This is a genomic window from Microbacterium tenebrionis (genome assembly GCF_020682665.1).
GTDB classification, from domain to species: Bacteria; Actinomycetota; Actinomycetes; order Actinomycetales; family Microbacteriaceae; genus Microbacterium; species Microbacterium tenebrionis.
Genome location: NZ_JAGTTM010000001.1, coordinates 207,062 through 232,713 on the forward strand (window position 1 = coordinate 207,062; position 25,652 = coordinate 232,713).

Here is a 25,652-nt window from a genome sequence, read left to right on the forward strand (position 1 = left end):
CATCCGGGCAGCGGATGGGGTCATTTGCGTTACTTGAAAGTGGGTCAGCCCTCGAGGACCACGCGCAGCTGCTCGAGCGCCCAGTCGATCTCGGTCGCGCGGATGACCAGCGGCGGCGCGATGCGGATCGTCTGGCCGTGCGTGTCCTTGACAAGCACGCCGCGCTCCATGAGCTTCTCGCTGATCTCGCGTCCGGTGCCGCGTGCCGGGTCGATGTCGACACCGGCCCACAGGCCCGCGACGCGGATGCCGGTGACGCCGTCGCCCATGAGCTTCTCGAGCCCTGCGCGCAGGTGCTCCCCGAGCTGGCGGGCCCGATCCTGGAACTCGCCGGTCTCGAGCATCTCGACCACACGGAGTCCGACCGCGGCGGCGAGCGGGTTGCCGCCGAACGTCGAGCCGTGCTCGCCGGGGCGGATGACACCGAGGACGTCGCGGTTCCCCACGACGGCGGAGACGGGCAGGATGCCGCCGCCGAGAGCCTTGCCGAGCAGGTACAGGTCCGGGACGACGCCCTCGCGGTCGCAGGCGAACGTCTCGCCGACGCGGCCGAGGCCCGCCTGGATCTCGTCGGCGATGAACAGCACGTTCTTCTCGTCGCAGATCTCGCGGATGCGCTTCAGGTAGCCCTCCGGCGGGATGATGACGCCGGCCTCGCCCTGGATGGGCTCGACGAGGACCGCTGCGGTCTCGTCGGTGATGGCGGCGGCGATGGCATCCGCATCCCCGTAGGGCACGGCGTCGAAGCCGGGCGTGAACGGGCCGAACCCGTCGCGCGCGGTGTCGTCGTCGCTGAAGCTGACGATGGTCGTCGTGCGGCCGTGGAAGTTGCCGGCGGCGACGACGATGCGCGCCTTGCCCGCGGGGATGCCCTTGACGCGGTAGCCCCAGGCGCGAGCGACCTTGATGCCCGTCTCGACGGCCTCGGCGCCGGTGTTCATCGGCAGCACGAGCTCCTTGCCGCACAGGCGCGCGAGCGCCTCGGCGAACGGCTCGAGCCGGTCGTTCATGAACGCCCGGCTGGTGAGAGTCACGCGTCCGAGCTGCTGTACGGTCGCCTCGACGAGCGAGGGATGCCGGTGCCCGAAGTTCACCGCCGAGTAGGCGGCGAGCAGGTCGAGGTAGCGCTTGCCGTCGACGTCCGTGACCCACACGCCCTCACCGGAGGAGATGGTGACGGGCAGCGGGTGGTAGTTCTCCGCGACGTGCGCCTCGACGGCCACGTGCGTCTCCGCCGTGGTCACTTCGCACCGCTCTCGCTCAGTGCACCGCGCAGTTCGAGCGTGCAGCACTTGATGCCGCCGCCGCCGAGCAGGAGCTCGGACAGGTCGACGGTGATGGGGTTGTAGCCGCGCTCGCGCAGCTGCTTCTCGAACCCCGTGGCGCGCGGCGAGATGATGACGTTGTAGCCGTCGCTGGCGGAGTTCAGGCCGAACACTGCGCCGTCCTCATCCGAGACGAGGATGGCGTCGGGGAAGCGCTCTTCCAGGATCGCGCGGCTCGCGTCGTCGAACGCGCCGGGCAGGTAGGCGATGTTGGCCTTCTCGGGCCCGCCGTTCTCTGCGCCGATGACCGGGTCGAGCACGGTGAGTGCGGTGTCGAGGTGGTAGAAGCGCGGGTCGATGAGTGTGAGGGTGACGACCTCGCGGCCGAACACCTCGGCGACCTCGCGGTGGCTGTCACCGGCCGACCGGAAGCCGGTGCCGGCGAGGATCGTGTCGCCGGCGAGCAGGAAGTCGCCTTCGCCCTCGTTGACCTCTTCGGGCTCCACGGTGTCGAAGCCGTTGGCGCGGAACCACTCGGCGAACGCGGGCGCCTCGCCGGCACGCTGCTCGAAGTAGAACTTCGGCACGTACGCGCGGTTGTCGATCAGGAATCCGCCGTTGGCGGTGTAGACCATGTCGGGGTATCCGGCGAGCGGCTCGATGAGCTCGACCTCGTGGCCGAGTTCGAGGTACAGGTCGTACAGCTTCTGCCACTGCGCAATGGCCTTGGCCGTGTCGGTGGGCTTGGCGGGCTCCATCCACGGGTTGATCTTGTAGCTGACCGTGAAGTGCTCCGGGCGGCACATCAGGTAGCGGCGATGCTGCGCGGTACGGGTCGCAGCTGCGGAAAGCGTGGTCTCAGGCGTCGACATGGTGCTCCTTGGAAGGGGGGACGCGGCGGACGCTGTCCAGGGGCCCGGCGGAAGTTCGACCCGTACTCGGGGAAGATGCGCTCAGGGCACGCCAGTTCATATTCTGGCATCCGCCCCTGAGCATCCGCCACCGCCGCGACGGAACTCACTCCCGCCCGAGCACCACGACCTTGCCCACCGTGCGACCCGATTCCAGGCGCTCCAGACCCGAAACCGCGGCATCCCAGGGCAGAACCCGCTCGATGACCGGGGTGCTGCGGCCGTCCGCGGCGAGCGCGACGAGCTGCGCGTTGACCTCGCGCTTCGCCACGGCCATGACCATGCGGATGCGCCGGCGAGAGCCGATCGAGAGGAGCATCGCCCGTAGCATCCGCGGGATGGGGCCGAGCACGCGCCCGCCCTCCCCGCCGACCATCGCGATGGTGCCGGTCGGGGTGAGGAGCCTGCGCAGGCGGCGCAGCGGCAGGTCGCCTGCGATATCGATGATCGCGTCGAAGGATGCCGGGATGCTCGACGCATCCGTCTCGCGCAGCCAGGCGGGCATGGTGACCGGGATCGCGATGTTCATGCGTCAGTCCTCCGGGTACTGGAAGAGATCGTCGATGCCGACCTCGAAGGCTCGGGCGATCTGGAAGGCGAGTTCGAGCGTGGGCGAGTACTTGCCCTGCTCGATGGCGATCAGCGTCTGCCTGGTGACGCCGATGCGGCCGGCGAGGTCGGCCTGCGTGATGCCGGCCTCCTCGCGGCGCGAGCGGATGCTGTTGGTGACGAGCGTGGGCCTGACCATCAGACGAGTCCGCGGCGGTAGGCGATGACGCGGGCGACGCCGCCGGTGAAGGCCGCCACCGCGACGCCGAGGAACATGGTGTTCGCAATCCAGAAGACGTCGGCGCCGACGGCGCACAGCGCGATCACGCCGAGCCCGGCGATCGTGAAGAACGAAGACTCCACGCGTCCGCCCAGGCGACTGATGTCGCGGTCGCGGATGTCACCGGTCATCGCGCCATCACGATCGCGGATGCCGGCCACGATCCCCCAGAGGATCGTGATGAGGATGCCGCCGCAGCAGCAGCCATGTCAAGAATCTTTTACATCGTGCGTCAGATGATGTCGGCGCTCCAGTCGTCCGGATTGCCGAAGCGATGCGCGGTGATGGCGATGGCCTGCTCGTGCACGAACGGCAGCAGTTCGATCCGGCCGGCCGACGTGACCTCGCCGTCGTACACCGCGAGATCGGGATCGCCGCCCGTGGCGGTCGCGAGCGCGCGATGCAGAGCCGCCACGGCATCCCGCGGGCCCACCAGGCGCACGCGGGACGCCCGCGGCGGAGCATCCGCCTCGAGGATCTCGTTCTCGGGCTCGGCTGCCATCCTCGCGATCCATTCGTCGTCGCTCTCGACCGCGACGGCGACGCGCAGCTCCGACAACGTGCGGCGCACCTCGGCGGGCAGGCCCACCGGCGTCGAGAGGAAGAACCTCGAACCGGTGCGGATGCCGGCGACGACCACGCGCAGCAGCTCGTGCCATCCGGCGCCCCCGACCGCCCGGATCATGACCGGCAGCGGCCGGTAGCGGAACAGGTTCCGCTCCACGACCAGCCCGGAGACATCGCGCACCCGGCCGAATTCGCGATCCCAGGCGAGGGCGTCGGACAGCGCCGCGCGCCGCAACCACTCGAAGCTCTCGAAGTCCAGGGATGGCTGGGCCGCCTCGATGAGATCCGTGATCCGCGAGTCGAGTCCTCGCAGGTGCAGCGTGCTGGATGTCGCACCACGGCTGCTCGCCCGCCAGGTGCCGAGCCCGATCAGGTAGTTCGGCCCTCCCGCCTTCGCACCGGGCCCGACGGACGAGCGCTTCCAGCCGCCGAAGGGCTGACGCTGAACGATGGCGCCGGTGATGCCCCGGTTGACGTACAGGTTTCCGGCCTGCACGCGGTCGAGCCAAGTGGCGAGGTCCTGCGGGTCCTGCGTGTGCAGGCCGGCGGTCAGCCCGTAGTCGACGGCGTTCTGGATTTCGACGGCCCGCTCCAGGCTCGAAGCGTGCATGATGCCGAGCACAGGGCCGAAGAACTCCTCGAGATGGAAGCGCGATCCGGGCTGCACGCCGACGCGCACGCCAGGTCGCCACAGCCGTCCGGTCTCATCGCCGACGACAGGCTCCGGCTCGACGAGCCACTGCTCGTCTCCTTCGAGCTCGGTGAGGGCCCAGGCGAGCTTGCCCTGCGGCTTCTCGATCACCGGGCCCACCTCGCTCAGGGCATCCGCCGGCCAGCCGACGTGCAGCGAACGGACGGCATCCACCAGCTGCCGCGCGAAGCGCTTGGATCGCCCGACCGGGCCGACGAGGATCGCCAGCGATGCGGCCGAGCACTTCTGACCGGCATGGCCGAAGGCGCTCTTGACGAGATCGGCAACGGCGAGATCCAGATCGGCGGACGGCGTGATGACGATCGCGTTCTTGCCGCTGGTCTCGGCGAGCAGCGGAAGGTCCGGACGCCACGACCGGAACAGAGCCGCGGTGTCCCATGACCCGGTGAGGATGACGCGATCGACGGCCTCGTGCGAGATCAGCTGCTGCCCGAGATCGCCCTCTGCGATGTCGACGAGAGCGAGCACGTCGCGCGGGATACCGGCTTCCCACAGAGCCTCGGCGATCACCGCCGCGCAGCGCCGCGCCTGCGGTGCCGGCTTGAACACGACGCCGGATCCTGCGGCGAGCGCCGCGAGCACGCCGCCGGCGGGGATCGCCAACGGGAAGTTCCACGGCGGGGTGACCACCGTGAGGCGTGCCGGCTCGAACGCGGCGCCGGACACGGCATCCAGTTCGCGCGCCTTCGCGGCGTAGTAGCGCGCGAAGTCGACGGCCTCGCTCACCTCGATGTCGGCCTCGGCGAGCACCTTGCCCGTCTCGGAGGCGGCGACCTCGATGAGTTTGGCGCGACGCGACTCGAGGGCGGCGGCGGCGCGCAGCAGCGTCTCGGCGCGCTCGGCAGCCGGCCTGGCGCCCCACGCGGGCGCGGCGGCGGTCACCTTCTGGATGACTTCGTCTAGCAGCCCCTCGTCATCGACGAGCGCGGCGCGCAGAGTGTCGTCGCCCACCGTCGATGTCTCGATGTTCGCCCGGATGCCGCGCGCCCACTCGCGGTTCGCCGGCAGAGCGGGATCGCTGTCCGGAGCGTTGTGGAAGCCCGGCGCCCCGGCGGATTCCGCCTCGATCTCGCGCGGCGCGTAGACGGCGGTCTCGGTGAACGCGTCGCCGCCGGAGCTCGAACCGGAACCGCGCGCGATGCCGAGCACGGCCTTGGTCAGGTCGCCGTCGTCGACGGTCGTCGGAGCCGACGGACGCAAAGACTCGTGGACGGGCGTCTGCCGGTTCTGCGTGCGGAACGGCGCCGTGCGGAGCGTCGGGTCATCCGCGCGCTCCAGAGCCCGCAGGAACCGGTCGCGCTCGCGCGCGAACAGGCTCTCGTCGTCGTGCAGGTGGAACGCGGCCGAGAGGAAGTTGTCGTTCTCGGCGTTCTCCTCCAGCCGGCGCACGAGATAGCTGATGGCGACGTCGAACTCCGCGGGCTTCACGACCGGAACGTAGAGCAGCACATGTCCGACCTCGCGCGAGACGGCCTGCACCTGGCCCTGCGCCATGCCCAGCAGCATCTCGAACTCGATGCGCCCGCGCACCCCGCGCTCCCCCGCGAGCAACCAGGCGTACGCGATGCCGAACAGGTTGTGTCCGGCGATGCCCAGCCGCACGGCCTCGACGTTCTCGGGGCGCAGGGCTTCATCGAGAACCCGGATGTAGTTGGCGTCGCTGTCGAGCTTGGTGTCGTAGGTGGCCAGCGGCCATCCGTGCATCGTGGCATCCACGCGTTCCATCGGCAGATTCGCGCCCTTGACGAGGCGGACCTTGATGGCTGCTCCGCCGTGCGCGATGCGATCCCTGGACCATGCTGCGAGCTCGCGATAGGCGCCGAGAGCATCGGGCAGGTACGCCTGCAGCACGATGCCCGCCTCGAGCAGCTGCAGCCGCGGGTCCTCGAGGATGCGCGTGAACACCGCGATCGTCAGGTCGAGGTCGTGGTACTCCTCCATGTCGAGGTTGATGAACGTCGCGGTCTTCGCCGCGGTGATGTAGAGCGGGGTGAGCCGTTCGACGACGCGGTCGACGATCTCGTCGAAGGCCCACATCGAGACGTGGCTGATGACGGACGAGACCTTGACCGAGACGTAGTCCACGTCGTCGCGACGGATGAGCTCGTGGATGCCGTCGAGCCGGCGCCTCGCCTCCTCTTCCCCGAGCACGGCCTCGCCGAGCAGGTTGAGGTTCAGGCGGGCGCCGCTCTCGCGCAGCTTCTCGATCGCCGCGCCGAGTTTGGCCGGCCGCGCATCGACGACGAGATGACCGACCATCTCGCGGAGCACCCGGCGGGCGATGGGCACGACCGGCGAGGGCAGCGCCGGTGCCACCGCCCCGCCCACGCGCACCGCGCCGCGCAGGTACCAGGGCAGGAACTCGGGGACGATCGGGGCGATCCTCTGCAGCTGCGCCGCCGCGGCCGACAGGCTCTCCGGTCGCATCACGCCGTCGACGAACCCGAGGGTGAACGGGAGGCCGTTGTCGTCCTGCAGGACGGCGGCGAGCCGGCCCGCCGCGGGGTCGACCTCGGCTTCGGATGCTTCGAAGATCCACCGCTGCGCGAGCTCGACGGCGCGGTCGGCGAGAGACGCCGTGTGATCGGGCGACACTGACATGTGATCAGCCTAGATCGCGGGCAGTCAGCGGGGCGGCGACACTCTATGCTGTTGCCGTGACGGAGCTCACCGGCTCGCCACCGTCGAAGATCGACGTCGCGATGATGCCGCTGCGCACCTCCAGAGCGCGCAGCGAGTAGGCCCGGACGTCCTCGCTGAGCAGCCCCTGCGCCCAGTACACCGCGAAGAACGGCAGAATGCCGGCGAGCAGAGCGGTCAGGAACGTGCGGCGCCGTTCTGCCACGGGCTCGGGCAGCGGCGCGACCTCCTGCAGATTGCGCAGTCCGTCTCGCAGCACGAGGAACATCGCCACGAGGCTCACGAGGCGGGCGAGGATCGCGATCGGCAGCACGAGGAAGCCGGGGGTCGCCGATGAGGCCCCGATGAAACCGGCGACCTGGGTGATGACATAGTGCACCAGGATGCCGGCGAGGTACCACGCCATGAGCGCAGGCCAGTGCCGCCACAGCACGCGCCCCGCAGTCGTCAGTATCGGCAGCACACGCTCAGGATACGGCCAACGGCAACCACATGAAGATGAGGAACAGCATCATCAGTCCGATGAGCACGGCGAGCCCCGACAGGACGAGCCCGGCGACGCCGAATCCCTTGCCGCGCTGGCCGCGCAGCGCCAGGATGCCGAGCACGACGCCGCCGACGCCGAGGATGAGGCCTGCGAAGGGCACCCAGCCGAGGACGAACGCGGCGATCCCGACGATGAGCGCGGCGATCGCCATGCCGCCGGGTCCGTTGCTCGCGGTGATCGGTGCGGGCGGGTACGGCGACGGCCCGGTGTAGCCGGGGTACTGCTCGTGCATGCTGCCGGGCGCGCCTGCCATGTTCGCCGGGCCGGTGGCACCCGGATAGGCGACGGGGGCGATGGGGTCGGGGTAGTCGGGTGTTCCGTACTTCTCGGGGTCGGAGTTCATGCGCTCGTCAGACATCCTGTGCTCCCTCATCGCCTGCCTGTGCGCTCGACACTAATAGGTCGGCGGCCGGGTCACCAGGTTCCGGGGCTCACTTCCACACGCTGGGGGCCTCGGCCCTCGTCGGCGGGAGCGCTGTGGCGTCGGCCCAGTCGTGGATCCACGGCTCGATCTCGGGGACGCCCTCCGGGCGGCCGACCGCCGCGAACAGCTCTTCGTGCGACAGGGTGCCGCCGCTCCGCTTGAGCATGCGGCTGCGGATGATCGCCCGCGCGTAGACCTCGCCGTCGACGACCGCCCGGTGCTCCAGGTAGATGGCTTTGTCGTCGTGACCGATCATGCGGGACTCGACGTCGAACGGCTGCCAGAGCTCGAGCGACTTGCGGAACGTGATCGTCTCGGACGAGACGACCGCGTACCAGTCGTTGCGCTTCATCACGTCCAGCATCCCGGTGCGCACGAGCAGATCCCAGCGGCCGAGGTCGAAGAGCGACAGGTAGCGGCCGTTGTTCATGTGCCGGAGGATGTCGATGTCGGTGGGCAGCGTCGTCACGCGGATGCGGCCGATCTCCGCCGGAGCGAGGCGTCCCTCACGTCGGACTCGGCGGCGCGCTCGCCACATCACCAGAAGGGTTCGCCAGATCACGTTCACGATGTCTGATGGTAGCCACAGGCGCACGATGCACTGAGACGTTTGTGGAGTTCCCACAGTCGCGTCGGCCGATTCCCCGTTCACCCGCTCTCGATTTCCCGTTAGCAGAGGGCGCGCGTAGAGTCGCGGCATGAGCGCCGAAGCCCAGCCTGAAGTCATTGTCCGTCCGGTCCGTGATGTGGATGCGGAGGCCCTGGGGCGCGTGCACGCCAAGTGCTGGCACGAGACCTACGACCACCTGATCAGCAAGGCTGCGCTCGAGCGCGTCTCCCCTCGCCGCATGGCCGAGCTCTGGACGCACTGGGCCTCGCAGGGTGACGACTTCACGATGCGCGCCGCACTCGTCGACGGCGAGATCGTCGGATTCGTCGGCTCGGGTCCTGCCCGCGACAAGGATGCTCCCGCGTTCCGCGAGCTGTACTTCATCTACCTGCTCGACGAGTGGCACTCCACCGGTCTCGGCCAGAAGCTGTTCGATGCTGCTGTCGAGCAGGACCAGCCGCTGTACCTGTGGGTCGCCGAGGACAACCCGCGCGCCCACCGCTTCTATGAGCGCAACGGGTTCCACCTCGACGGCGCGACGCACACCGAGCCTTTCCTCGGCGAGACGCTGACCGAAGTCCGCTTCGTCCGCCCCTGACGCCTCGACAGACCCCGTCTTCGCGACGAGACCCCGTCCTGCTGACGTCGGCAGGGCGGGGTCTCGTCGATAACGCGGGGTCTGTGCGCGGTCAGCGACTGCTGACGTTGCCGAAGAGTTTCGCGATGGGGGCGAGCACGAGAGGTCTGGCGGCGACCCAGGCTGCGGCGATGACGACGAGGGATGCCACGAAGAACCAGAACCCGGTCCAGTTGTCGGCGTAGGCGTTCGGGTCTGTCGAGCCCTGCGCGGCGTACATGTGGTTGAGGTTCCGCAGCGCTCCGGTGGCGAACACGAGGAATACGTGGATCGCGATGAACACGACGAAGTAGAGCATGACCGGGAAGTGCACGGCGCGCGCCCACTCGATCGGGTAGGCCTTGCTGAGCTTCTCGGCGTTCTTGGGCCACATGCCGCTCATCCGGAATCCGGTGACGGCGGCGAGGGGCGCCGCGATGAAGATCGTCGTGCCGTAGGCGAGCTGCTGCAGGGAGTTGTAGTTGACCCAGCCGTTCTCGGTGGGCCAGTCCAGCGACACGTACTGCAGTGCGGCGGAGATCGCGTTGGGGATGACCTCCCAGCTGGTGGGGATCACCCGCATCCACTGCCCGGACACGAACAGCAGGATCACGAACACGATGCCGTTGACGAGCCAGAGGATGTCGAGGGCCTGGTGGAACCAGATCGTCAGGCTGACCTTGCCCTTGGGGTTGTTCTTAGGCGTCCAGAACGCGGTGGGCCGCTTCTCGTTTCGGATGCGCAGACCCGACCGAATGATCAGCACCATGAGGAACACGTTGAGGAAGTGCTGCCAGCCCAGCCAGCCGGGGAACCCGACCGGGGCTCCCTCGGGCAGGTGGTACTCGCCGGGGAACGTCGCGACGAAGTCCTGCAGGGCGCCGAAGCTCAGCAGCCAGCGGACGAGCAGCACGGCCATCGCCGCGGCGCCCAGGAGCGCGGCCCCGCCGACGATGACGGCGCCCGCCCACTGGGCCCTGGTGAACGGTCCGACGCGCTCGGGCTCCGGCTTCGGCGCCGGGCGCTCGAACGCGGTCGCGCCGGGGAACACGGTCTGCTGGAACGGCAACGGGGTGCTCACGTCGACCGTCGAGACAGCGGTGGATGCCGGGATGTCGGATGCCTCGATGAGGTCAGAGTCGATCCCTGAGCCTTTCGAGTCGATCCCTGAGCCTGTCGAAGGGTCGACGGTCTTGACTGCGACAGTTGCAGCGGTCCCTTCCGGCGGCCACGGCTCCCCACCGGGCGTGCGCGGCAGACCGCGGCGCAGGGATTCGCCAGATGCTGCGGGGGCGGAAGCGATTTCGGCTCGCTCCACTCGCGGGGCGACACGCGCAGGACTCTCCTCGGGAACGGAGTCGATCCCTGAGCCTGTCGAAGGGTCGACGGTTGCAGCGGCACCAGCCGGAGGCCACGGCCCTCCGCCGGGAGTGCGCGGAAGCCCCCGCCGCAGAGTCACGTCTCCGGCGGGCTGAGCCTGCGGGTCGTTGAGCGGAGCAGCCGCAGGCTGCGCAGACGACCCTTCGACGGACTCAGGGACCGGCTGAGCGACCGTCAGGGAATCGAAGCCTTCTCCCGCCGAAGGAGCCTCAGCCGGAACATCCGCGGCATCCGCCACCGGGGCATCCCCGGCCGGGGGCCAGGGGTCGCCCCCTGCGACGCGCGGCAGACCGCGCCGGAGCATCCGCGTCGCCATGGTTACTTCTTCCGCGCTTCGAGCGCCTCGACGACCTGCGGAACGATGGTGAACAGGTCGCCGACGATGCCGAAGTCGGCGATGTCGAAGATCGGGGCCTCACCGTCTTTGTTGATCGCGACGATCGTCTTCGCGGTCTGCATTCCGGCACGGTGCTGGATCGCACCCGAGATGCCGACCGCGACATACAGTTGCGGCGACACCGAGACACCGGTCTGACCGACCTGGTGCGCGTAGGGGATGTACCCGGCGTCCACGGCTGCGCGCGATGCGCCGATCGCGGCGCCGAGTGCGTCGGCGAGCTGCTCGACGAGCACGAACTGCTCCTTCGAGCCCAGCCCGCGGCCGCCCGAGACGACCTTCGCCGCTCCGCGCAGCTCGGGACGAGAGGACTCGACCTCGACGACTTCGACCGCACCGGCCTTCGCCGCAACGGCACCGGATGCGGCCACCTCGAGCGCCTCGACAGTCGGCGACGCGACAGCTTCCGCACGGTGGTCGACCGCCCCCTGACGGATCGTGATGACAGGCGCGCCGAACGTCGGCGCGGAATCCGTGAGATACGCCCCGCCGTACACGGAGTGGTGCGCGACGATGCCCTCGTCGTCACGCGAGACGCCGATCGCGTCGACCGAGACGGCGAGCTTCTCGCGCACGGCGAGGCGGCCGGCGACATCGCGGCCGGTGATCGAGTTCGAGATCAGCACGGCGTCGGGCTGCACCTGCTTGTAAGCGGCCTGAACCGCGTCGACCAGCGGGACCGTGAGCGCCTCAGCGTCCACGGATGCCGTCAGCACGACGGATGCACCGGCGGCAGCCGCGGCATCCACCGCCGCCTGCGAACCACCGGGAACGAGCGCGACCGGTGAACCGATCTGGGACGCGGCGCCGATCAGCGCCGCCGTCGATGACGCGGCATCGCCTGCGGGGGTCACGTCGACGAGGACGAGAATCGAATCTGCGGGGTACGACATGCTCACACCAGCCTGTTCTGCACGAGGAACTCCACCAGCTGTGCGCCGGCATCGCCCTCATCGGTGATCTTCACGCCCGCCGCGCGCGGGGGCTTCTCGGACACTGTCGTCATGATCGTGCGGGGCGCTGCGGCCGGGTCGGCCGAGACGCCCAGATCGGCGAGCGACAGCACCTCCAGCGGCTTCTTCTTGGCCGCCATGATGCCCTTGAAGTTCGGGAAACGCGCATCCGGCAGAGCCTCGGTGATCGAGATGACCGCCGGGAACGGCACCGAAACCGACTGGTTGCCGTCGTCCGCGGCGCGCGTTCCGGAAACGCCGTCGGAGGTTATCTCGACCGCGTTCAGCGCCGTCGCCTGCGCGAAACCGAGATGTTCGGCGAGCATCGCCGGGATCATGCCGCCCGAGCCATCCGTCGACAGGTTGCCCGTGATGACGAGGTCGGGCTCGGCACGGCGGATCGCAGCAGCCAGAACCTCGGCGGTGAGTCCGAGGTCGGCGCCGGTGAGCTCCGCATCCACGACATGCACCGCCGACGCCGCACCGATCGCGAGCGCACGACGGATGGATGCCGTCGACGACTCCGGAGCCATCGCGAGCGCCACGACCTCGGTGCCATCGTTCTTGTCGGCGTAGCTCAACGCGACCTCGAGCGCACGCTCGGTGATCTCATCCAGGACGACATCCCCGGCCGCACGATCGGCCAATCCGGTCTCCAGATTCAGCTTGCGGTCGCCGTAGGTGTCAGGCACCTCTTTGACCAAGACGAAGATCTTCATCGAATGCTCCTCACGACTGAGTCGAGTCTAACCGCGGAAAGGTGTGGAATCGAGTGTCATAAACCATGATACTCAGATTCATAAAGAGGCTCTCAGTGGAGGCTGTGCGCACCCGATACCGTAGACCTATGGCCCGTCCCCGTCCGCTACCGATCGATCCGCTCGCCGAGGCGAAGCGGCAGTGGCTCGCGCACGGGTGGACGGATGCCGCCGACGGCATGACCGCCGTCATCTCGGTGATGCGGGCGCAGCAGCTGCTGCTGGCGCGGGTGGATGCCGCGCTCAAGCCGTTCCGCCTGTCGTTCGCCAGGTACGAGGTGCTGCGGCTGCTGGCATTCAGCCGCGCCGGGCGCCTTCCGCTGTCGAGCGTCGTCGCGCGCCTCCAGGTGCATGCGACGACCGTCACGAGCACAGCGGAGCGTCTGGTGCGCGACGAGCTCGTCGTGCGCGAGCCGCATCCGCACGACGGCCGCGCTGCGATGCTCGCGCTGACCGAGGCCGGACGGGATCTCGTCGAGCGGGCGACCGCGGCGCTGAACAGCCAGGTCTTCGCCAATCCGGGGCTGAGCGACGAGGACACCGCCGACCTCACGGCCATCGTCGCCCGTCTCCGCCGGAACGCGGGCGACTTCACGGATCCGCGACCGCAGCCCGATCCCCTCTGACCCCCGCTGCGCACCGTCCGTCCAGCGTGAGTTCGCGGGCCGGTACCCCGACCCCGCCGTTTCGCGAGTGAGTCCGCGCCCAGATGGCCGGCGATTCGCACGGCTGGAGGAGCATCCCCCGATCGCCAGCCATGCGTCCAACGGCCAGCCGTTTGCGCGTGCAGCGCCTGGCCACGGCATGCCCGCGGCACGCGCGCGCAGGGCACGCGCCGGCGACCCTAGCTGTTCGTGAAGTTCGGCGCCCGCTTCTCGCGGAAGGCGGACATGCCCTCCTTCTGATCCACGGTGTCGAAGAGCTCCGCGAACGCCTGCTTCTCGTGAGCGAGCCCCTCGGTGAGGGTCGTCTCCATCGCGGCATCCAGCGCCGCCTTCGCCGCATAGAGCGACGGCAGGCTCTTCGACGCGATCGTGTCGGCGAGCGCGGTCGCCTCGTCGAGAAGATCGGATGCCGGCACCACCCGTGACACGAGACCGGCGCGCTCGGCCTCCTCGGCCCCCATGAGCCGGCCGGAAAGCACAAGCTCAGCGGCCTTGTAATAGCCGACGGCGCGGATCAGGCGCTGCGTGCCGCCCATGCCGGGGATGACACCGAGGTTGATCTCGGGCTGGCCGAACTTCGCGGTGTCGGCGGCGAGGATGATGTCGCACATCATTGCCAGCTCGCATCCGCCGCCGAGCGCGAACCCGCTGACAGCCGCGATCACGGGAGTGCGCACTGCGGCGAAGTCGCGCCAGATTCCGAAGTGGTCGGTGGAGAGCATGTCGGATGCCGTCATCCCCTCCATCTCTTTGATGTCGGCACCGGCAGCGAAAGCCTTCTCCGAACCGGTCACGACGATCGCCCCGATGCCCTCGTCGGCGTCGAAGGCGGTCGCGGCTGCGGTGACCTCCTCGGCGAGCTGCGAGTTCAGCGCGTTCAGCGCCTGCGGGCGGTTCAGCGTGATCCAGCCCACGCGTCCGCGCTGCTCGACCAGGATCGTCTCGTACTCGGTCATCGGATTCCTCTCCATCGGGGTCGTGTTCAGTCTGCCGGATGCCGGTCAGACCCGCCCGTCACGGATGTCGGTGATGATGCTGGAGAAGTCGCGGCCCGCCCCATCGCCCGAGGCGAACGCGGCGTACAGCTCCTGTGCCAGGCGCCCCATCTTCGCGTCGGTGCCGGTCTGCTCGATCGCCTTGAGCGCGAGACCGAGATCCTTCGCCATGAGCGCCCCGGCGAACCCGGGCTGGTAGTCGCGGTTGGCCGGACTCGTCGGCACCGGCCCCGGCACGGGGCAGTTCGTCGACAGCGCCCAGCACTGCCCGGAGGCGTTCGCGGCGACGTCGTACAGTGCATCGTGCGAGAGTCCCAGCCGCTCCCCGAGCACGAACGCCTCCCCCACCACGATCTGCGAGACCGCGAGGATCATGTTGTTGCACACCTTCGCCGCCTGGCCGAGACCCGGTCCGCCGCAGTGCACGATGCGCTTGCCCATCGCCTCGAGCAGCGGCTTGGCCGCCTCGAAGTCCGCATCGGATGCGCCGACCATGAACGCGAGCGTCCCGTTCTCCGCCCCGACCACGCCGCCCGACACGGGGGCGTCGATGTTGCGGTGCCCGGCCTCCACAGCAAGGGAATGCGCCGTGCGCGCCTCATCGACGGCGATCGTCGACGAATCGATGAACAGCGTGCCCGGCGCCGCTGCGTCCAGCAGCCCGCCCTGGTACGCCTCGAGCACGTGCCTGCCCGCCGGGAACATCGTGATGACGACCTCAGCGCCGGAGGCGGCATCCGGCCCAGACGGAGCGACGAACAGACCGGCGTCGGCAGCCGCGGAGCGCGCAGCATCCATCACGTCGAAGGCGACGACGTCGTGACCTGCCTTGACCAGATTCCGGGCCATCGGCAGCCCCATGTGGCCGAGCCCCAGAAAGGCGATGCGGGTCATGACGCGCTCCTCACCGCTTCGCTCGCGCCGCTGCGCATGGACGCGGAGCCCGCGGGGCGAAGCATCTCGCGGCCCACGATGAGCCGCATGATCTCGTTGGTGCCCTCCAGGATCTGGTGCACGCGCAGGTCGCGGACGACCTTCTCGATCCCGTAGTCCTGAAGGTAGCCGTACCCGCCGTGCAGCTGGAGGGCACGGTTGGCGACGTCGAATCCGGCATCCGTCGCGAAGCGCTTGGCCATGGCGCAGCGCATCGTGGCATCCGGCGCCTTCTCGTCGACGGCCTGCGCGCCGTCCCTCACCATCAGTCGCGCGGCCTGCAGTTCGGTGCGCATGTCGGCGACGGCGAACAGGATCGACTGCTTCTCGGCGAGCGGCTCGCCGAACGCAACCCGTTCGTGCACGTACTGCACGGCGCGGTCGAGCGCCCACTGCGCGCCGCCGAGCGAGCAGGCGGCGATGTTGAGGCGCCCGCCGTTGAGAGCCGACATCGCGATCGCGAATCCGGTTCCCTCGTCGCCGAGCATCGCGGATGCCGGAACACGGACGCCGTCGAAGATCACCTGACGGGTGGGCTGGGCGTGCCAGCCCATCTTCTTCTCCAGCGCGCCGAAGCTCAGGCCCTCGGCGTCGCCGGGAACGAGGAACGCGCTGATGCCGCGGGCACCGCTGCCGGCGTCGCCGGTGCGCGCCATGACGACGTAGACCGCCGCCTCTCCCGCGCCCGAGATGAACTGCTTCACCCCGGTGAGCACGAACTCGTCGCCCTCGCGGACGGCGCTCGTCGCGATCGCCGCGGCATCCGATCCGGCGCCGGGCTCAGTCAGGCAATAGCTGCCGAACCCTTCCATGGCGGTGAGCTCGGGCAGCCAGCGGCTCTGCTGGGCGTCATCGCCGTAGGTGTCGATCATCCAGGCGACCATGTTGTGGATGGAGATGTACGACGCGACGGCGGGGTCGCCCTTCGCGAGCTCCTCGAAGATCGCGACGGTGTCGACCCGGGAGAGCCCGGTGCCGCCGTTCTCCTCGCGGACGTAGATGCCGCCCAGGCCCAGTTCGCCGCCGCGGTGCAGCGACTCCCGCGGAAAGAGGTGCTTCTCGTCGCGCTCGCTCGAGAACGGGGCGAGTTCGGTCTCGGCGTATTCGCGCACGGCGCCGAGGATGGCCTCGCGCTCCTCGGCGGTCGTGGTGGTGATCATCGTCATGGTGCGTCCTCGTGGGCTCAGTGCATGGTCGGGATGACGAAGCTGGCGCCGTCACGGGTGTCGTGAGACAGCCAGCGGCTCGTCACGGTCTTGGTCTTCGTGTAGAAGCGGAAGGCGTCGGCGCCGTGCTGGTTGAGGTCGCCGAACCCGGACTTCTTCCAGCCGCCGAACGTGAAGTAGGCGATCGGCACGGGGATCGGCACGTTGACGCCGACCATTCCGACGTTCACGCGAGCGGTGAAGTCGCGGGCAGCATCGCCGTCGCGCGTGAAGATCGCGACGCCGTTGCCGAATTCGTGGTCGGATGCCATCGCGAGCGCCTCTTCGTAGTCGTTCGCCCTGGCGATCACGAGCACGGGTCCGAAGATCTCCTCGCGGTAGATCGACATGTCGGTGGTGACGTGGTCGAACAAGGTCGGGCCGAGATAGAAGCCCTCCTCGTGGCCTTCGACGCAGAAGCCTCGGCCGTCGGCGAGGAGGGCGGCGCCGGCATCCACGCCCTGCTGGATGTAGTCCTCGACGCGCTCGACCGCGGCGCGGCTGACCAGCGGCCCGTAGTCGACGCCCTCAGCGAGCGAAGGTCCGATCTTCAGCTGCGCGACCCGCTCGGTGAGCTTCGCGGCGAGCGCGTCCGCGGTCTCTGTGCCCACGGGAACCGCGACGGAGATCGCCATGCAGCGCTCGCCCGCCGAGCCGTAGCCGGAGCCGATGAGCGCGTCGACCGCCTGGTCGAGGTCGGCATCGGGCATCACGATCATGTGGTTCTTGGCGCCGCCGAAGCACTGCGCGCGCTTGCCGTGTGCGGCGGCGGTCTCGTAGATGTACTGCGCGATGGGGGTGGATCCGACGAAGCCGACGGCCTTGACGCGGTCGTCGGTGAGCAGGGTGTCGACGGCCTCCTTGTCGCCGTGGACGACGTTGAGGATGCCTTCGGGCAGTCCCGCCTCGAGGAACAGCTCGGCCAGGCGCACCGGCACCGATGGGTCGCGCTCACTGGGCTTGAGGATGAAGGCGTTGCCGGCGGCGAGCGCGGGCCCTGCCTTCCACAGCGGGATCATGGCCGGGAAGTTGAACGGGGTGATGCCGGCGACGACGCCAAGCGGCTGCCGCATCGAATAGACATCGATCCCGGTTCCGACGCCCGTCGAGTACTCGCCCTTGAGCAGATGCGGCGCGCCTGCGGCGAACTCGATGACCTCGAGCCCGCGCTGGATGTCGCCCTTGGCGTCGTCGAAGGTCTTGCCGTGCTCGCTGGAGAGAAGCTTGGCCAGTTCGTCCATGTCACGGTTCACGAGATCGACGAAGCGCATGAGGACCCGAGCGCGCTTCTGCGCGTTGGTGGCGGCCCATTCCGGCTGCGCCGCCTCGGCGTTCCCGATCACACGGCGCACCTCGTCGGAGGATGCCAGCGGCACTCGGGCCTGCACGGCCCCCGTGCTCGGGTCGAACACGTCGCCGAAGCGGCCGCTCTCGGGTGCTGTCAGCGATCCGCCTATGAGATGCGGGATCGTACGAGTCATTGTGCACTGTCCCTTCACGCCGCCGTTGGCGTGATGAACAGATTACTCTGCCACCCGGATAATTACGAGGATGCCCTTGTATATCGGAGATCTGGGGTGGTGACCCGGTGCGCACCAGGCGGCGGTGCGCACCGGGTCGTTTCAGTGGGCGACGAACACGCCGCGACGGCGGGTGGCGTACAGGACTCCTCCCGCCACGAGCACCAGCACGGCGCCGAGCGCCCAGCCCCACGGCGCCTGGGCCCCCGTGGTGGCGAGCTCGCCCGCGCGGACGACCGTGATCGATCCCTCGAGCGGCGTCAGCGATCCCGATTCGATCACGAGCGTGTGCTCGCCGAGCGCGAAGTCGACGGGGATCACGACCTCGAAGCTCACGCGCCCTGACGCGTCGGCTGCGGGGATGCCGGAGATCTCCAGCGGGTCGCTGTGCAACGTCGCCGTGATCTTCTGCCCGGGCTCGAGGCCGGTCACGGTCGCCGTGAAGGAGCCGCCCTGCTCGACCCGATCGGCCGACAGTGAGAGCGTGCCCCACGCGTCGGAGTCATCGCCGTCGCCGCTACCGTCGCCATCACCGTTTCCGTCGCCATCACCGTCGCCGTCGCCATCGCCATCGCCCGGGCCGGTGGGCGGCGTCTTCTGGTCGTCGACCAGGACGGCCACGGAGCGCGCCGGCACCGACACAGTTCCCGTCGCCGATTCCCACGTCGTCGAGACCACGACCTCATCCACGCCGTCCGCCTGAGCGGGGGTCAGCTCGAACTCGCGACCGGCGAGACCGGCCACGGTCTCGGTGACCGCGTCGGGCGAGGCGTTGAAGACGACGAGTGCTCCGTCGAGTGCGGGATCGGCATCCGTGCCGACGAGATCGTCGATCTGCATCACGATCACGCCGGGGGTGGCGTCAGCGCCGCTGTTCGGGAAGGTGACCTTCTGCTCGATCAGGTCGGCCGAGCCCAGACGCAGCAGCGGCACCTCCTGACGCACCTTCAGCAGTTCGAGCGCCTGCGCCTCAGCCGAGCCGATGTCCGCCGCGCCGGGCTTGAGGTCGGCGTTCGACAGGAGCGGCTCCATGATCGACCACTTCTCCTGGTTCGCTGCCGCGGTCGGCAGTCCGGAGCCGAATGTCGACTCCTGGCCCGTCCAGTCGATGCGGTTGAACCAGTCGCCGGAGTTGTAGCTGTCGCGATCGAGCGACTTCGAACGCAGCAGCTCGGTTCCGGCGTGCCAGAACGACGGCGACTGCGAGAGCGCGACGGTCGCCAGCGACAGCGTGTTCATGCGCACCCGGTCCTCCATCGACGTGTCGACCGGCAGCTTGAGAACGGACAGGTCGTACAGCGTCTCGTTGTCGTGCGCGTCGACGTAGTTGATCACCTCGTCGGGCTCGTCGGCGTAGCCGGCCGGGGCACCGCGATAGTCGATGTCCTCTCCGGCCGTCACTTCGCCGTCGCTGGTGACGAACGAGAAGTCGCGCAGGTTGCCCGCGAGCCCGAGCTTCACGAGATCGGTCTGGTGCCCGAGATCGGCGAGAGCCTCCTCGGTCGTCCCGTTGATCGCGTTGCCGTTGGGGTCGGTGCCCAGCCCCGTGCCGAAGCCCTGCTGGAACGTCGACGCGCCGTCGACCGGGCTGCCGCCGTGCACGGCATCGCGCAGCCGGTCGTTGAACGTGCCGATCCCCGTACCGCCGAGCTGCCCCTGCGTGGCCTGCTCGAACAGAGCGTTGTCGGCGACCTCGCCGAAGTTCCAGCCCTCGCCGTACAGGTAGATCGCCCGGCCGTCGACACCGTCCTTCTTGAGCGTCAGCTCGTCGAGCGCATCGCGGATCGCCTGCATGTTGGCGGTCGAGTGGTGCCCCATCAGGTCGAAGCGGAACCCGTCGACCTTGTAGTCGCGCGCCCAGGTCACGATCGAGTCGACCATGAGCTTCTGCGCAGCCAGGTGCTCGGTGGCGACGTTCTGGCAGCACGTCGACGTCTCGACCGAACCGGCGGCGTTCAGCCGGTGGTAGTACCCGGGCACTACCTGATCGAGCACCGAGCGCTCGCCCTGGCCCGACTCCGCCGTGTGATTGAAGACCTGGTCGAGCACGACTTGCAGGCCCATGCCGTGCAGCGCACCGACCATCGAACGGAACTCGCTCACGCGTGCACCGCCGTCGGCGTCGACCGCGTACGAGCCCTCGGGGGTCGAGAAGTGGTACGGGTCGTAGCCCCAGTTGAAGCCGTCCTCGTCTGCGACGGCCTGGATGCACGCCTGCTGCGCGTCGTCAGCAGGACCGTAGGACGCCAGATCGCAGTCCGGCACGGCCTGCGCCTCGCGGTCCTCCTCGATCGTGGCGATGTCGAACGACGGCAGCAGGTGCACCGTGTTGATGCCGGCGTCGGCCAGCTCGCGCAGCTGCGCGGTGCCGGCGCTATCGCGCGTGAACGCGAGGTACGTGCCGCGCTCGGTCTCGGGCACGCTGTCGTCGCCGATCGAGAAGTCACGGATGTGCAGCTCGTAGATCGCTCGATCGACCGGACGCTCGACGACGGGTGCCGTGGTCGTCCGCCACTGCTTCGGCTGCCACTCCTCGTCGGCCAGATCGACGGCGACCGAACGCTCCGAGTTGAGCGTCAGTGCCACCGAGTAGGGGTCGGTGACCACGTTCGTCTCGATCGCACCGGTGGAGGGAGCGTAGACGCGGACCTCCCAGGCGTACTCATCGCCCGCGAGCCCCGCAGCGCCCGCGACCTCCCACACGCCGGTCGCGTCGTCGCGCTTGGCTTCGTGACGCACCGGCTCGTCGTCGGAGCCGGCATCCCACGTGAGTAGCGTCGTCTGCTGCGCGGTCGGAGCCCAGACGCGGAACGCGGGCGCCTTGCCGGAGAAGTCGACTCCGAGCTCGGCCGCGTCGAGCGCATCCGCGTAGAGATCGTCGAGTACGCCGGCGATCTGAACGCCCGTGAAGGCCGTCAGCGCGCCCGACGTGTCGCGCTGGGCGACGGCCAGCTGCGTGCGCAGCCGTTCCGCGGCATCCGCGTCGTCGACGCGGAGCGCGAGGTAGCCCTCGAGCGCGGGGAAGCGCTCGAGCTGCTCCGACGTGAGTCCGCCGTCCACGACCGAGAGGGCGATGGGGCCGCCTCCCTCGACCTCGCCGTCGACGACCGCGACCGACGCGTCTTCGGACGAGTACATCTCGTACGATGCGCGGTCGATCGCACCGAGGGTCGCCGGCCACGCGATGGTGGTCTCGTCGATCCACTGCGCACGCAGCTGTCCTGCTCCCGGCAGCGGCGTGTCGTCGCTGGAGATGTCGAGGACATGCGTCTCGAGCGTGTACCGGAAGGTCGTGACCTTGCCCTCGGCGGCGCTGAACGAGATGTTCGCGCCGTCGCGGACGCCGTCGACGCCGTAGTTCTCGGCCCAGCTCAGGCCGTGCGCGACCTTGAGCTCGTACGCGCCCGTCGGGAGGTCGGAGGTGCTGAACTCGTAGACGCCGTCGTGGTCGCCGTCGGCCATGAGCGTGCCGAGGCAGTCGGGCATCCAGTCACCGGAGCAGCCCAGCTCGTCCTGGAGCGAGCCGGGGAGCGTCACGACGGGGCCCTCGGCGGTCGACTGCACGACGTTCGTGCGCGGGTCGAAGTAGAACGTGATCGGACCGCCGTCGTGGCTGATCGCGATGTTGGGGCCGTCGAGCATGCCGTTCGCGCCGTAGTTGACGGCCCAGCTGCCGTTCAGGGCCGCCTTGTACTCGTAGTCGCCCGCGGGCAGGTCGAAGGTGCCGGCCCACACACCATCGGCGCGCAGCGTCAGCTTGGCCTTCTCGCACGCGGGATCCCAGTCGCCCGCGCAGCCCATCTCGGAGTTCAGGCTGCCCGACACCGTGACCATGTCGATCGGCGACTCCGGCTCCTCGCCGACCTCGAGCGTGACCGCGTTGCCGACCGAGGCGAACGTCGATGCGGCGGCGTGATCGCCGGCGGCATCGGTCGTGATCGCGCGGTACTCGACGAGCGTGCCCTTCGCGAGCCCGCGGACGTCGTGGAAGACCCGGGGCTCGGTGTTCTCCGCCGTGCCGAGCGCGTGCCACTCGTCGGAACCGACGACGCGCCACGCGAAGCTCGTCTGCGCCCACTGGTCGGCGATGTCGGCCTGCACGGCGGACTGCCCCGAGATGCCGGCGCCCGCGGCCGGTGCCCTCACCGACAGGGCGGCCGCCTCTTCGGGAGCCGTGACGGTCGCGCCGGCCTTCCAGACCACCGCCGAGCGGGCCGGGACCGTGATGGAGGTCGCGGCCCCGGCATCCGTCGTGATCGGCGAACCGTCGCCGTAGACCACGGCGTACGACGCTCCCGCCGTGAGGGTCGTGAGGTCGACCGTCTGCGCGGTCGCGGCGTTGTTCACCGCGACGAGGTACTCGACCTTCTCGTCGGCGTCGACGCGCGAGAACGCGTACACGCCCGCGCCGGATGCCGCGTACCGCTCGATCTGGGCGCCGTCGCTGAGCGCAGGGGTCTCCGAGCGGAGCGCCGAGAGCTCGGCGATGTGACGATACAGCGCGGCATCCGTGTCGTAGCGATCGACTGAGCCGGCGTTCTCTCCGGTCACCAGCGGCTGGTTCGCGTACTCGGCCACCTGCGTCGCGAACAGCGTCTGGCGGGCGTCCTTGTCGCCGCCCGTGCCGGCGAAGCCCTGCTCGTCGCCGTAGTAGACGACCGGCTGGCCGCGGGTGAGGAACATCAGCTCGTGGGCGAGCTCGTCGCGCTCGAGAGGCGCGTCGGTGGATCGCAGGAACGAGCCCACGCGACCCATGTCGTGGTTGCCGAGGAAGGTCGGCAGCGCCGTCGCCGAGGACTCCGGCGTGGTGTAGCGGTCGTCTCCCGCGAAGAGCGTCTGCAGGCCCTTGGCCGAGTTGCCCGAGGCGTAGCTCACCGCCGACGACTGGAAGGTGAAGTCGAGCACGGAGTTCATGTCGGTGTCGCGCACGTAGGGGGCGAGCTTGACAGGATCGGCGTCGTACACCTCGCCGAACATGAAGAAGTCGTCCTTGCCCTGGCCGTGGGCGTAGTCGAGGACGGCGGTCGTCCACTTCTGCCAGAACTCGAAGTTCACGTGCTTGACCGTGTCGATGCGGAAGCCGTCGATGCCGAGGTCGATCCACTGGTCGTACACCTGCACGAAGCCGTTCACGACGGTCGGATGCTCGGTCATGAGGTCGTCGAGGCCGTCGAAGTCCCCGTAGGTGACCGACTCGCCCGACCATGTGGAGTTTCCGCGGTTGTGGTAGAGCGTGGGGTCGTTCAGCCAGGCGGGAACCTTGACGTCAGCCTCGGCTTCGGAGACGACCGGGGTGTACGGGAAGCTCGTCGCGCGGTCGAGGGCCGGGAAGCCGTCGGTGCCGGCGTACTCGGCCGGGTCGAACGCCTCGCCGTCGGCGTTCGTGTAGGGGCTCGTCGCCTGGTCGATGTAGCCGTACTCGCCCTCTTCGTAGTCGATGACGTCGGCGGTGTGGTTGGTGATGATGTCGAAGTAGACCTTGATGCCGCGGTCGTGCGCCTCGGCGATCAGCGCCTCGAGCTCCTCGTTCGTGCCGAGGTGCGGGTCGATGCGGGTGAAGTCGGTGATCCAGTAGCCGTGGTAGCCCGCTGAGGCGTTCGCGCCCTCGCCCTGCACGGGCTTGTTCGCGAAGCTCGGGGTGAGCCAGATCGCCGTCGTGCCCAGACCCTCGATGTAGTCGAGGTTGTCGCGCAGACCCGCGATGTCGCCGCCCTGGTAGAAGCCCTTGTCGGTCGGGTCGAACCCCGTCACGAGGCGGTCGCCCGTCAGCCCACCGGTGTCGTTCGACGCGTCTCCGTTGGCGAAGCGGTCGGTCATGACGAAGTAGAACTGCTCCCCCGCACCGGCCTGACGCACCGGGTCGGCGATCAGATCCTCGTCGTCGGCGGTGTAGGCGCCGCGCAGATCGACGACCTCCACGCCGACTCGCTTGAGGTTGTCGTCGAACGTGAAGCGCAGCGTCGCCGGCCCCGCGATCGTGAGCGGGATGTTGTCGGCGCCGCCGTCGAGGCCGTATGCCTCGTCCCACGCGTCGTTGATCGCGACCTTGTACTCGTAAGTGCCTGCGGGCACCTCGAACTCGGTGGAGTAGATGCCCTCGGCCCCGGTCGGGGCGAGCTCGCTCTCGGCGCAGTCGGGTGCCCAATCGGCGGTGCAGCCGAGCTCGGACTGCAGGCTGCCGACCACCGCGACCGTGCGGTCGGCGGCGGATGCCGGCGCCGGGGCGAGGGCGACGGCGGCGAGCGCCGAGACGGCAAGAGCTGTCGCGGTCAGGAAAGCGGCAGGGCGTACGGCGGTCGGCTTCGACACTGGGGCTCCGTGGGGGATCGGCGGCAGGCACGACGATGTGCGTGGAAGCGAAAGTACCAGCACCCGACGCCGATGTGCAAGCGTTTTCAGAAAGGGGACTGAGTGCGCACGACCCAGGTGCTCCCCGCCGTTCAGGTGCGGTTCACCCGAACGTCACCCGGAACGCATACAACTGCTGGTGCGCGGAGCGACTCAGACCGGATCGGGTAGTCAGAAGCTTTCCGCGCCTCGGTGAGCTCGGCTCCCGAAAAGACCCCCGCCGAATCGGGTCGGCGGGGGTCTTGCCTCCCCACCGCGTTCAAGTAACGCAAATGACCCGATCTCCGCGTTGAATCGGGTCATTTGCGTTACCTGAACAGACGAGGGGCTGTGGATAACGCCGTCACCGAGGTCAGCGAACGTGCCAACCTGCAGCGATGGGACGACGAACCCCGCTGCCGACGGAACTTCCAACCGCGTTCTCCACCGCGCTCGCGCGAGGACATGGCACCAGTCGCTCGCGCTTGAACGGGAGCGACCTGGATGCTCCCTTCCATGGCGTTCGCATCCGGACGGAGCCACCCACCGAGTCCGAGTCCGCATCCGACGATCCGTACGAGCGTCAACGCCATGGAAGGATCGCTCGTGCACGCCAGTACGCGCCGCGGCTGCACACCGGACACCTCTTCAGTCACGAGACAGCGGCCGCGATCTGGGGTGCGCCGCTGCCTCTCTTCTTCGACTCGTTCGGCCGTATCGCCGAGGCGAAGGATCTTGAACTGCACGTGTGCGCCGTCGGCCCCGCGCCCATACCGCGCACCGCAGGGGTGACCCGGCACAAGACCTATGCAAGCCTCACGGTTCCGGACGAACACGATGGTCTGCGCGTGCCGTCACCGGCGGCTACATGGGTGCAACTCGGCCACCTCGCGCTCAAGGACATCGTCGCCGCAGGCGACTACTTCTGCCGCAGATGGCGTCCGGGCTACGGGCGGCCGAACGTGGGAACGCCACCCCTCGCCGAGATCGACGAACTGCGGACCTTGTTGGAAGCCGGTCGTCGGCGCGGCGCAGCCCGCTTGCGGACGGCCCTCGACCTGATCCGCGAGGACTCGTGGTCGCCGAGGGAAAGTGCTGTGCGCATCATCCTGGTGGCCGCGGGCCTCCCGGAACCGCGCCTGAACATCGACGTCTTCGACAACGAGGGCCGCTTCCTCGGTTGCGTAGACATGGCGTACCCCGAGCGCAAGGTCGCGATCGAATACCTGGGGATGCTGCACGGCGCGAGCTGGGCGCAAGACGTGGAGCGCATCGCCCGGCTGCGCGCCGCCGGGTGGAACGTTCTGGAGGTCACGTCGCCGCTCCTGAAGCATCCCGATGAGTTGGTCCGACGTGTGGCCGCGGCCCTGGCTGCGTTCAAGTAACGCAAATGACCGC

20 protein-coding genes are annotated in these 25,652 nt (G+C 69.0%); 3 read left to right on the top strand and 17 right to left on the bottom strand.

The window, feature by feature from the left end; all coding sequences use genetic code 11:
• Positions 1-44: 44 nt before the first annotated feature.
• The 9 genes from rocD to KEC56_RS01095 form a co-directional block, all read right to left on the bottom strand.
• A complete protein-coding gene (gene rocD, locus KEC56_RS01055; RefSeq protein ID WP_227529459.1) occupies positions 45-1,244 on the bottom strand; it encodes an ornithine--oxo-acid transaminase in 1,200 nt (399 codons plus the stop codon).
• On the bottom strand, positions 1,241-2,137 hold the full coding sequence (gene ddaH / locus KEC56_RS01060; RefSeq protein ID WP_227529460.1) for a dimethylargininase: 897 nt from the start codon (positions 2,135-2,137) through the stop codon (positions 1,241-1,243). The genes rocD and ddaH overlap by 4 nt, the downstream gene beginning before the upstream one ends.
• A 145-nt stretch (positions 2,138-2,282) precedes the next feature.
• The gene (locus KEC56_RS01065) at positions 2,283-2,705 is read right to left on the bottom strand and encodes a zinc-binding dehydrogenase (protein ID WP_227529461.1); all 423 of its coding nucleotides are present in this window, start codon (positions 2,703-2,705) and stop codon (positions 2,283-2,285) included.
• A gap of 3 nt (positions 2,706-2,708) precedes the next feature.
• Positions 2,709-2,924 (bottom strand): helix-turn-helix transcriptional regulator, encoded by a 216-nt coding sequence (locus KEC56_RS01070; RefSeq protein ID WP_227529462.1) that lies wholly within the window; start codon positions 2,922-2,924, stop codon positions 2,709-2,711.
• Positions 2,924-3,136, bottom strand: coding sequence for a hypothetical protein (locus KEC56_RS01075; protein WP_227529463.1), 213 nt, complete (start codon positions 3,134-3,136; stop codon positions 2,924-2,926). Before KEC56_RS01075 ends, KEC56_RS01070 begins: the two co-directional genes overlap by 1 nt.
• Before the next feature lie 101 nt (positions 3,137-3,237).
• Positions 3,238-6,885 (bottom strand): proline dehydrogenase family protein, encoded by a 3,648-nt coding sequence (locus KEC56_RS01080; RefSeq protein ID WP_227529464.1) that lies wholly within the window; start codon positions 6,883-6,885, stop codon positions 3,238-3,240.
• 43 nt (positions 6,886-6,928) lie between these two features.
• A complete protein-coding gene (locus tag KEC56_RS01085; protein WP_227529465.1) occupies positions 6,929-7,387 on the bottom strand; it encodes a hypothetical protein in 459 nt (152 codons plus the stop codon).
• A gap of 4 nt (positions 7,388-7,391) precedes the next feature.
• Positions 7,392-7,829: a DUF4190 domain-containing protein gene (locus KEC56_RS01090; protein ID WP_227529466.1), complete on the bottom strand. Its 438-nt coding sequence runs from the start codon at positions 7,827-7,829 to the stop codon at positions 7,392-7,394.
• A 73-nt stretch (positions 7,830-7,902) separates the two neighbouring features.
• Positions 7,903-8,463, bottom strand: coding sequence for an acyl-CoA thioesterase (locus tag KEC56_RS01095; protein ID WP_227529467.1), 561 nt, complete (start codon positions 8,461-8,463; stop codon positions 7,903-7,905).
• Between the two features lie 130 nt (positions 8,464-8,593).
• On the opposite strand from KEC56_RS01095, the gene KEC56_RS01100 reads away from it, so the two are divergent.
• Positions 8,594-9,103, top strand: coding sequence for a GNAT family N-acetyltransferase (locus KEC56_RS01100; RefSeq protein ID WP_175985009.1), 510 nt, complete (start codon positions 8,594-8,596; stop codon positions 9,101-9,103).
• A 91-nt stretch (positions 9,104-9,194) separates the two neighbouring features.
• Here the strand turns inward: KEC56_RS01100 and KEC56_RS01105 are convergent, their stop codons facing one another.
• The 3 genes from KEC56_RS01105 to KEC56_RS01115 are packed head-to-tail and all read right to left on the bottom strand — an operon-like array spanning position 9,195 to position 12,570.
• Positions 9,195-10,817: a cytochrome b/b6 domain-containing protein gene (locus KEC56_RS01105; protein ID WP_227529468.1), complete on the bottom strand. Its 1,623-nt coding sequence runs from the start codon at positions 10,815-10,817 to the stop codon at positions 9,195-9,197.
• 2 nt (positions 10,818-10,819) lie between these two features.
• Positions 10,820-11,791 carry an electron transfer flavoprotein subunit alpha/FixB family protein gene (locus KEC56_RS01110; RefSeq protein ID WP_175985007.1) on the bottom strand — a complete coding sequence of 324 codons (972 nt, stop codon included), beginning with the start codon at positions 11,789-11,791 and terminating at the stop codon, positions 10,820-10,822.
• 2 nt (positions 11,792-11,793) lie between these two features.
• Positions 11,794-12,570 carry an electron transfer flavoprotein subunit beta/FixA family protein gene (locus KEC56_RS01115; RefSeq protein WP_227529469.1) on the bottom strand — a complete coding sequence of 259 codons (777 nt, stop codon included), beginning with the start codon at positions 12,568-12,570 and terminating at the stop codon, positions 11,794-11,796.
• Between the two features lie 128 nt (positions 12,571-12,698).
• On the opposite strand from KEC56_RS01115, the gene KEC56_RS01120 reads away from it, so the two are divergent.
• Positions 12,699-13,235, top strand: coding sequence for a MarR family winged helix-turn-helix transcriptional regulator (locus KEC56_RS01120; RefSeq protein ID WP_227529470.1), 537 nt, complete (start codon positions 12,699-12,701; stop codon positions 13,233-13,235).
• Between the two features lie 218 nt (positions 13,236-13,453).
• On the opposite strand, the gene KEC56_RS01125 is transcribed toward KEC56_RS01120, so the two are convergent.
• From KEC56_RS01125 to pulA, 5 genes are all read right to left on the bottom strand, one after another.
• Positions 13,454-14,230: an enoyl-CoA hydratase gene (locus KEC56_RS01125; RefSeq protein ID WP_227529471.1), complete on the bottom strand. Its 777-nt coding sequence runs from the start codon at positions 14,228-14,230 to the stop codon at positions 13,454-13,456.
• Positions 14,231-14,275: 45 nt separating this feature from the next.
• Positions 14,276-15,163, bottom strand: a complete 888-nt coding sequence (mmsB, locus tag KEC56_RS01130; protein ID WP_227529472.1) for a 3-hydroxyisobutyrate dehydrogenase — start codon at positions 15,161-15,163, stop codon at positions 14,276-14,278.
• On the bottom strand, positions 15,160-16,368 hold the full coding sequence (locus tag KEC56_RS01135; protein WP_227529473.1) for an acyl-CoA dehydrogenase family protein: 1,209 nt from the start codon (positions 16,366-16,368) through the stop codon (positions 15,160-15,162). Before KEC56_RS01135 ends, mmsB begins: the two co-directional genes overlap by 4 nt.
• A gap of 17 nt (positions 16,369-16,385) precedes the next feature.
• A complete protein-coding gene (locus KEC56_RS01140; RefSeq protein ID WP_227529474.1) occupies positions 16,386-17,888 on the bottom strand; it encodes a CoA-acylating methylmalonate-semialdehyde dehydrogenase in 1,503 nt (500 codons plus the stop codon).
• Between the two features lie 141 nt (positions 17,889-18,029).
• Complete coding sequence (pulA, locus tag KEC56_RS01145; RefSeq protein WP_227529475.1) at positions 18,030-24,236, bottom strand: pullulanase-type alpha-1,6-glucosidase; 6,207 nt, start codon at positions 24,234-24,236, stop codon at positions 18,030-18,032.
• Between the two features lie 503 nt (positions 24,237-24,739).
• On the opposite strand from pulA, the gene KEC56_RS01150 reads away from it, so the two are divergent.
• Entirely contained in the window at positions 24,740-25,639 is a 900-nt protein-coding gene (locus KEC56_RS01150) for a putative endonuclease domain-containing protein (RefSeq protein ID WP_227529476.1), read from the top strand.
• The last annotated feature ends 13 nt before the right edge of the window (positions 25,640-25,652 follow it).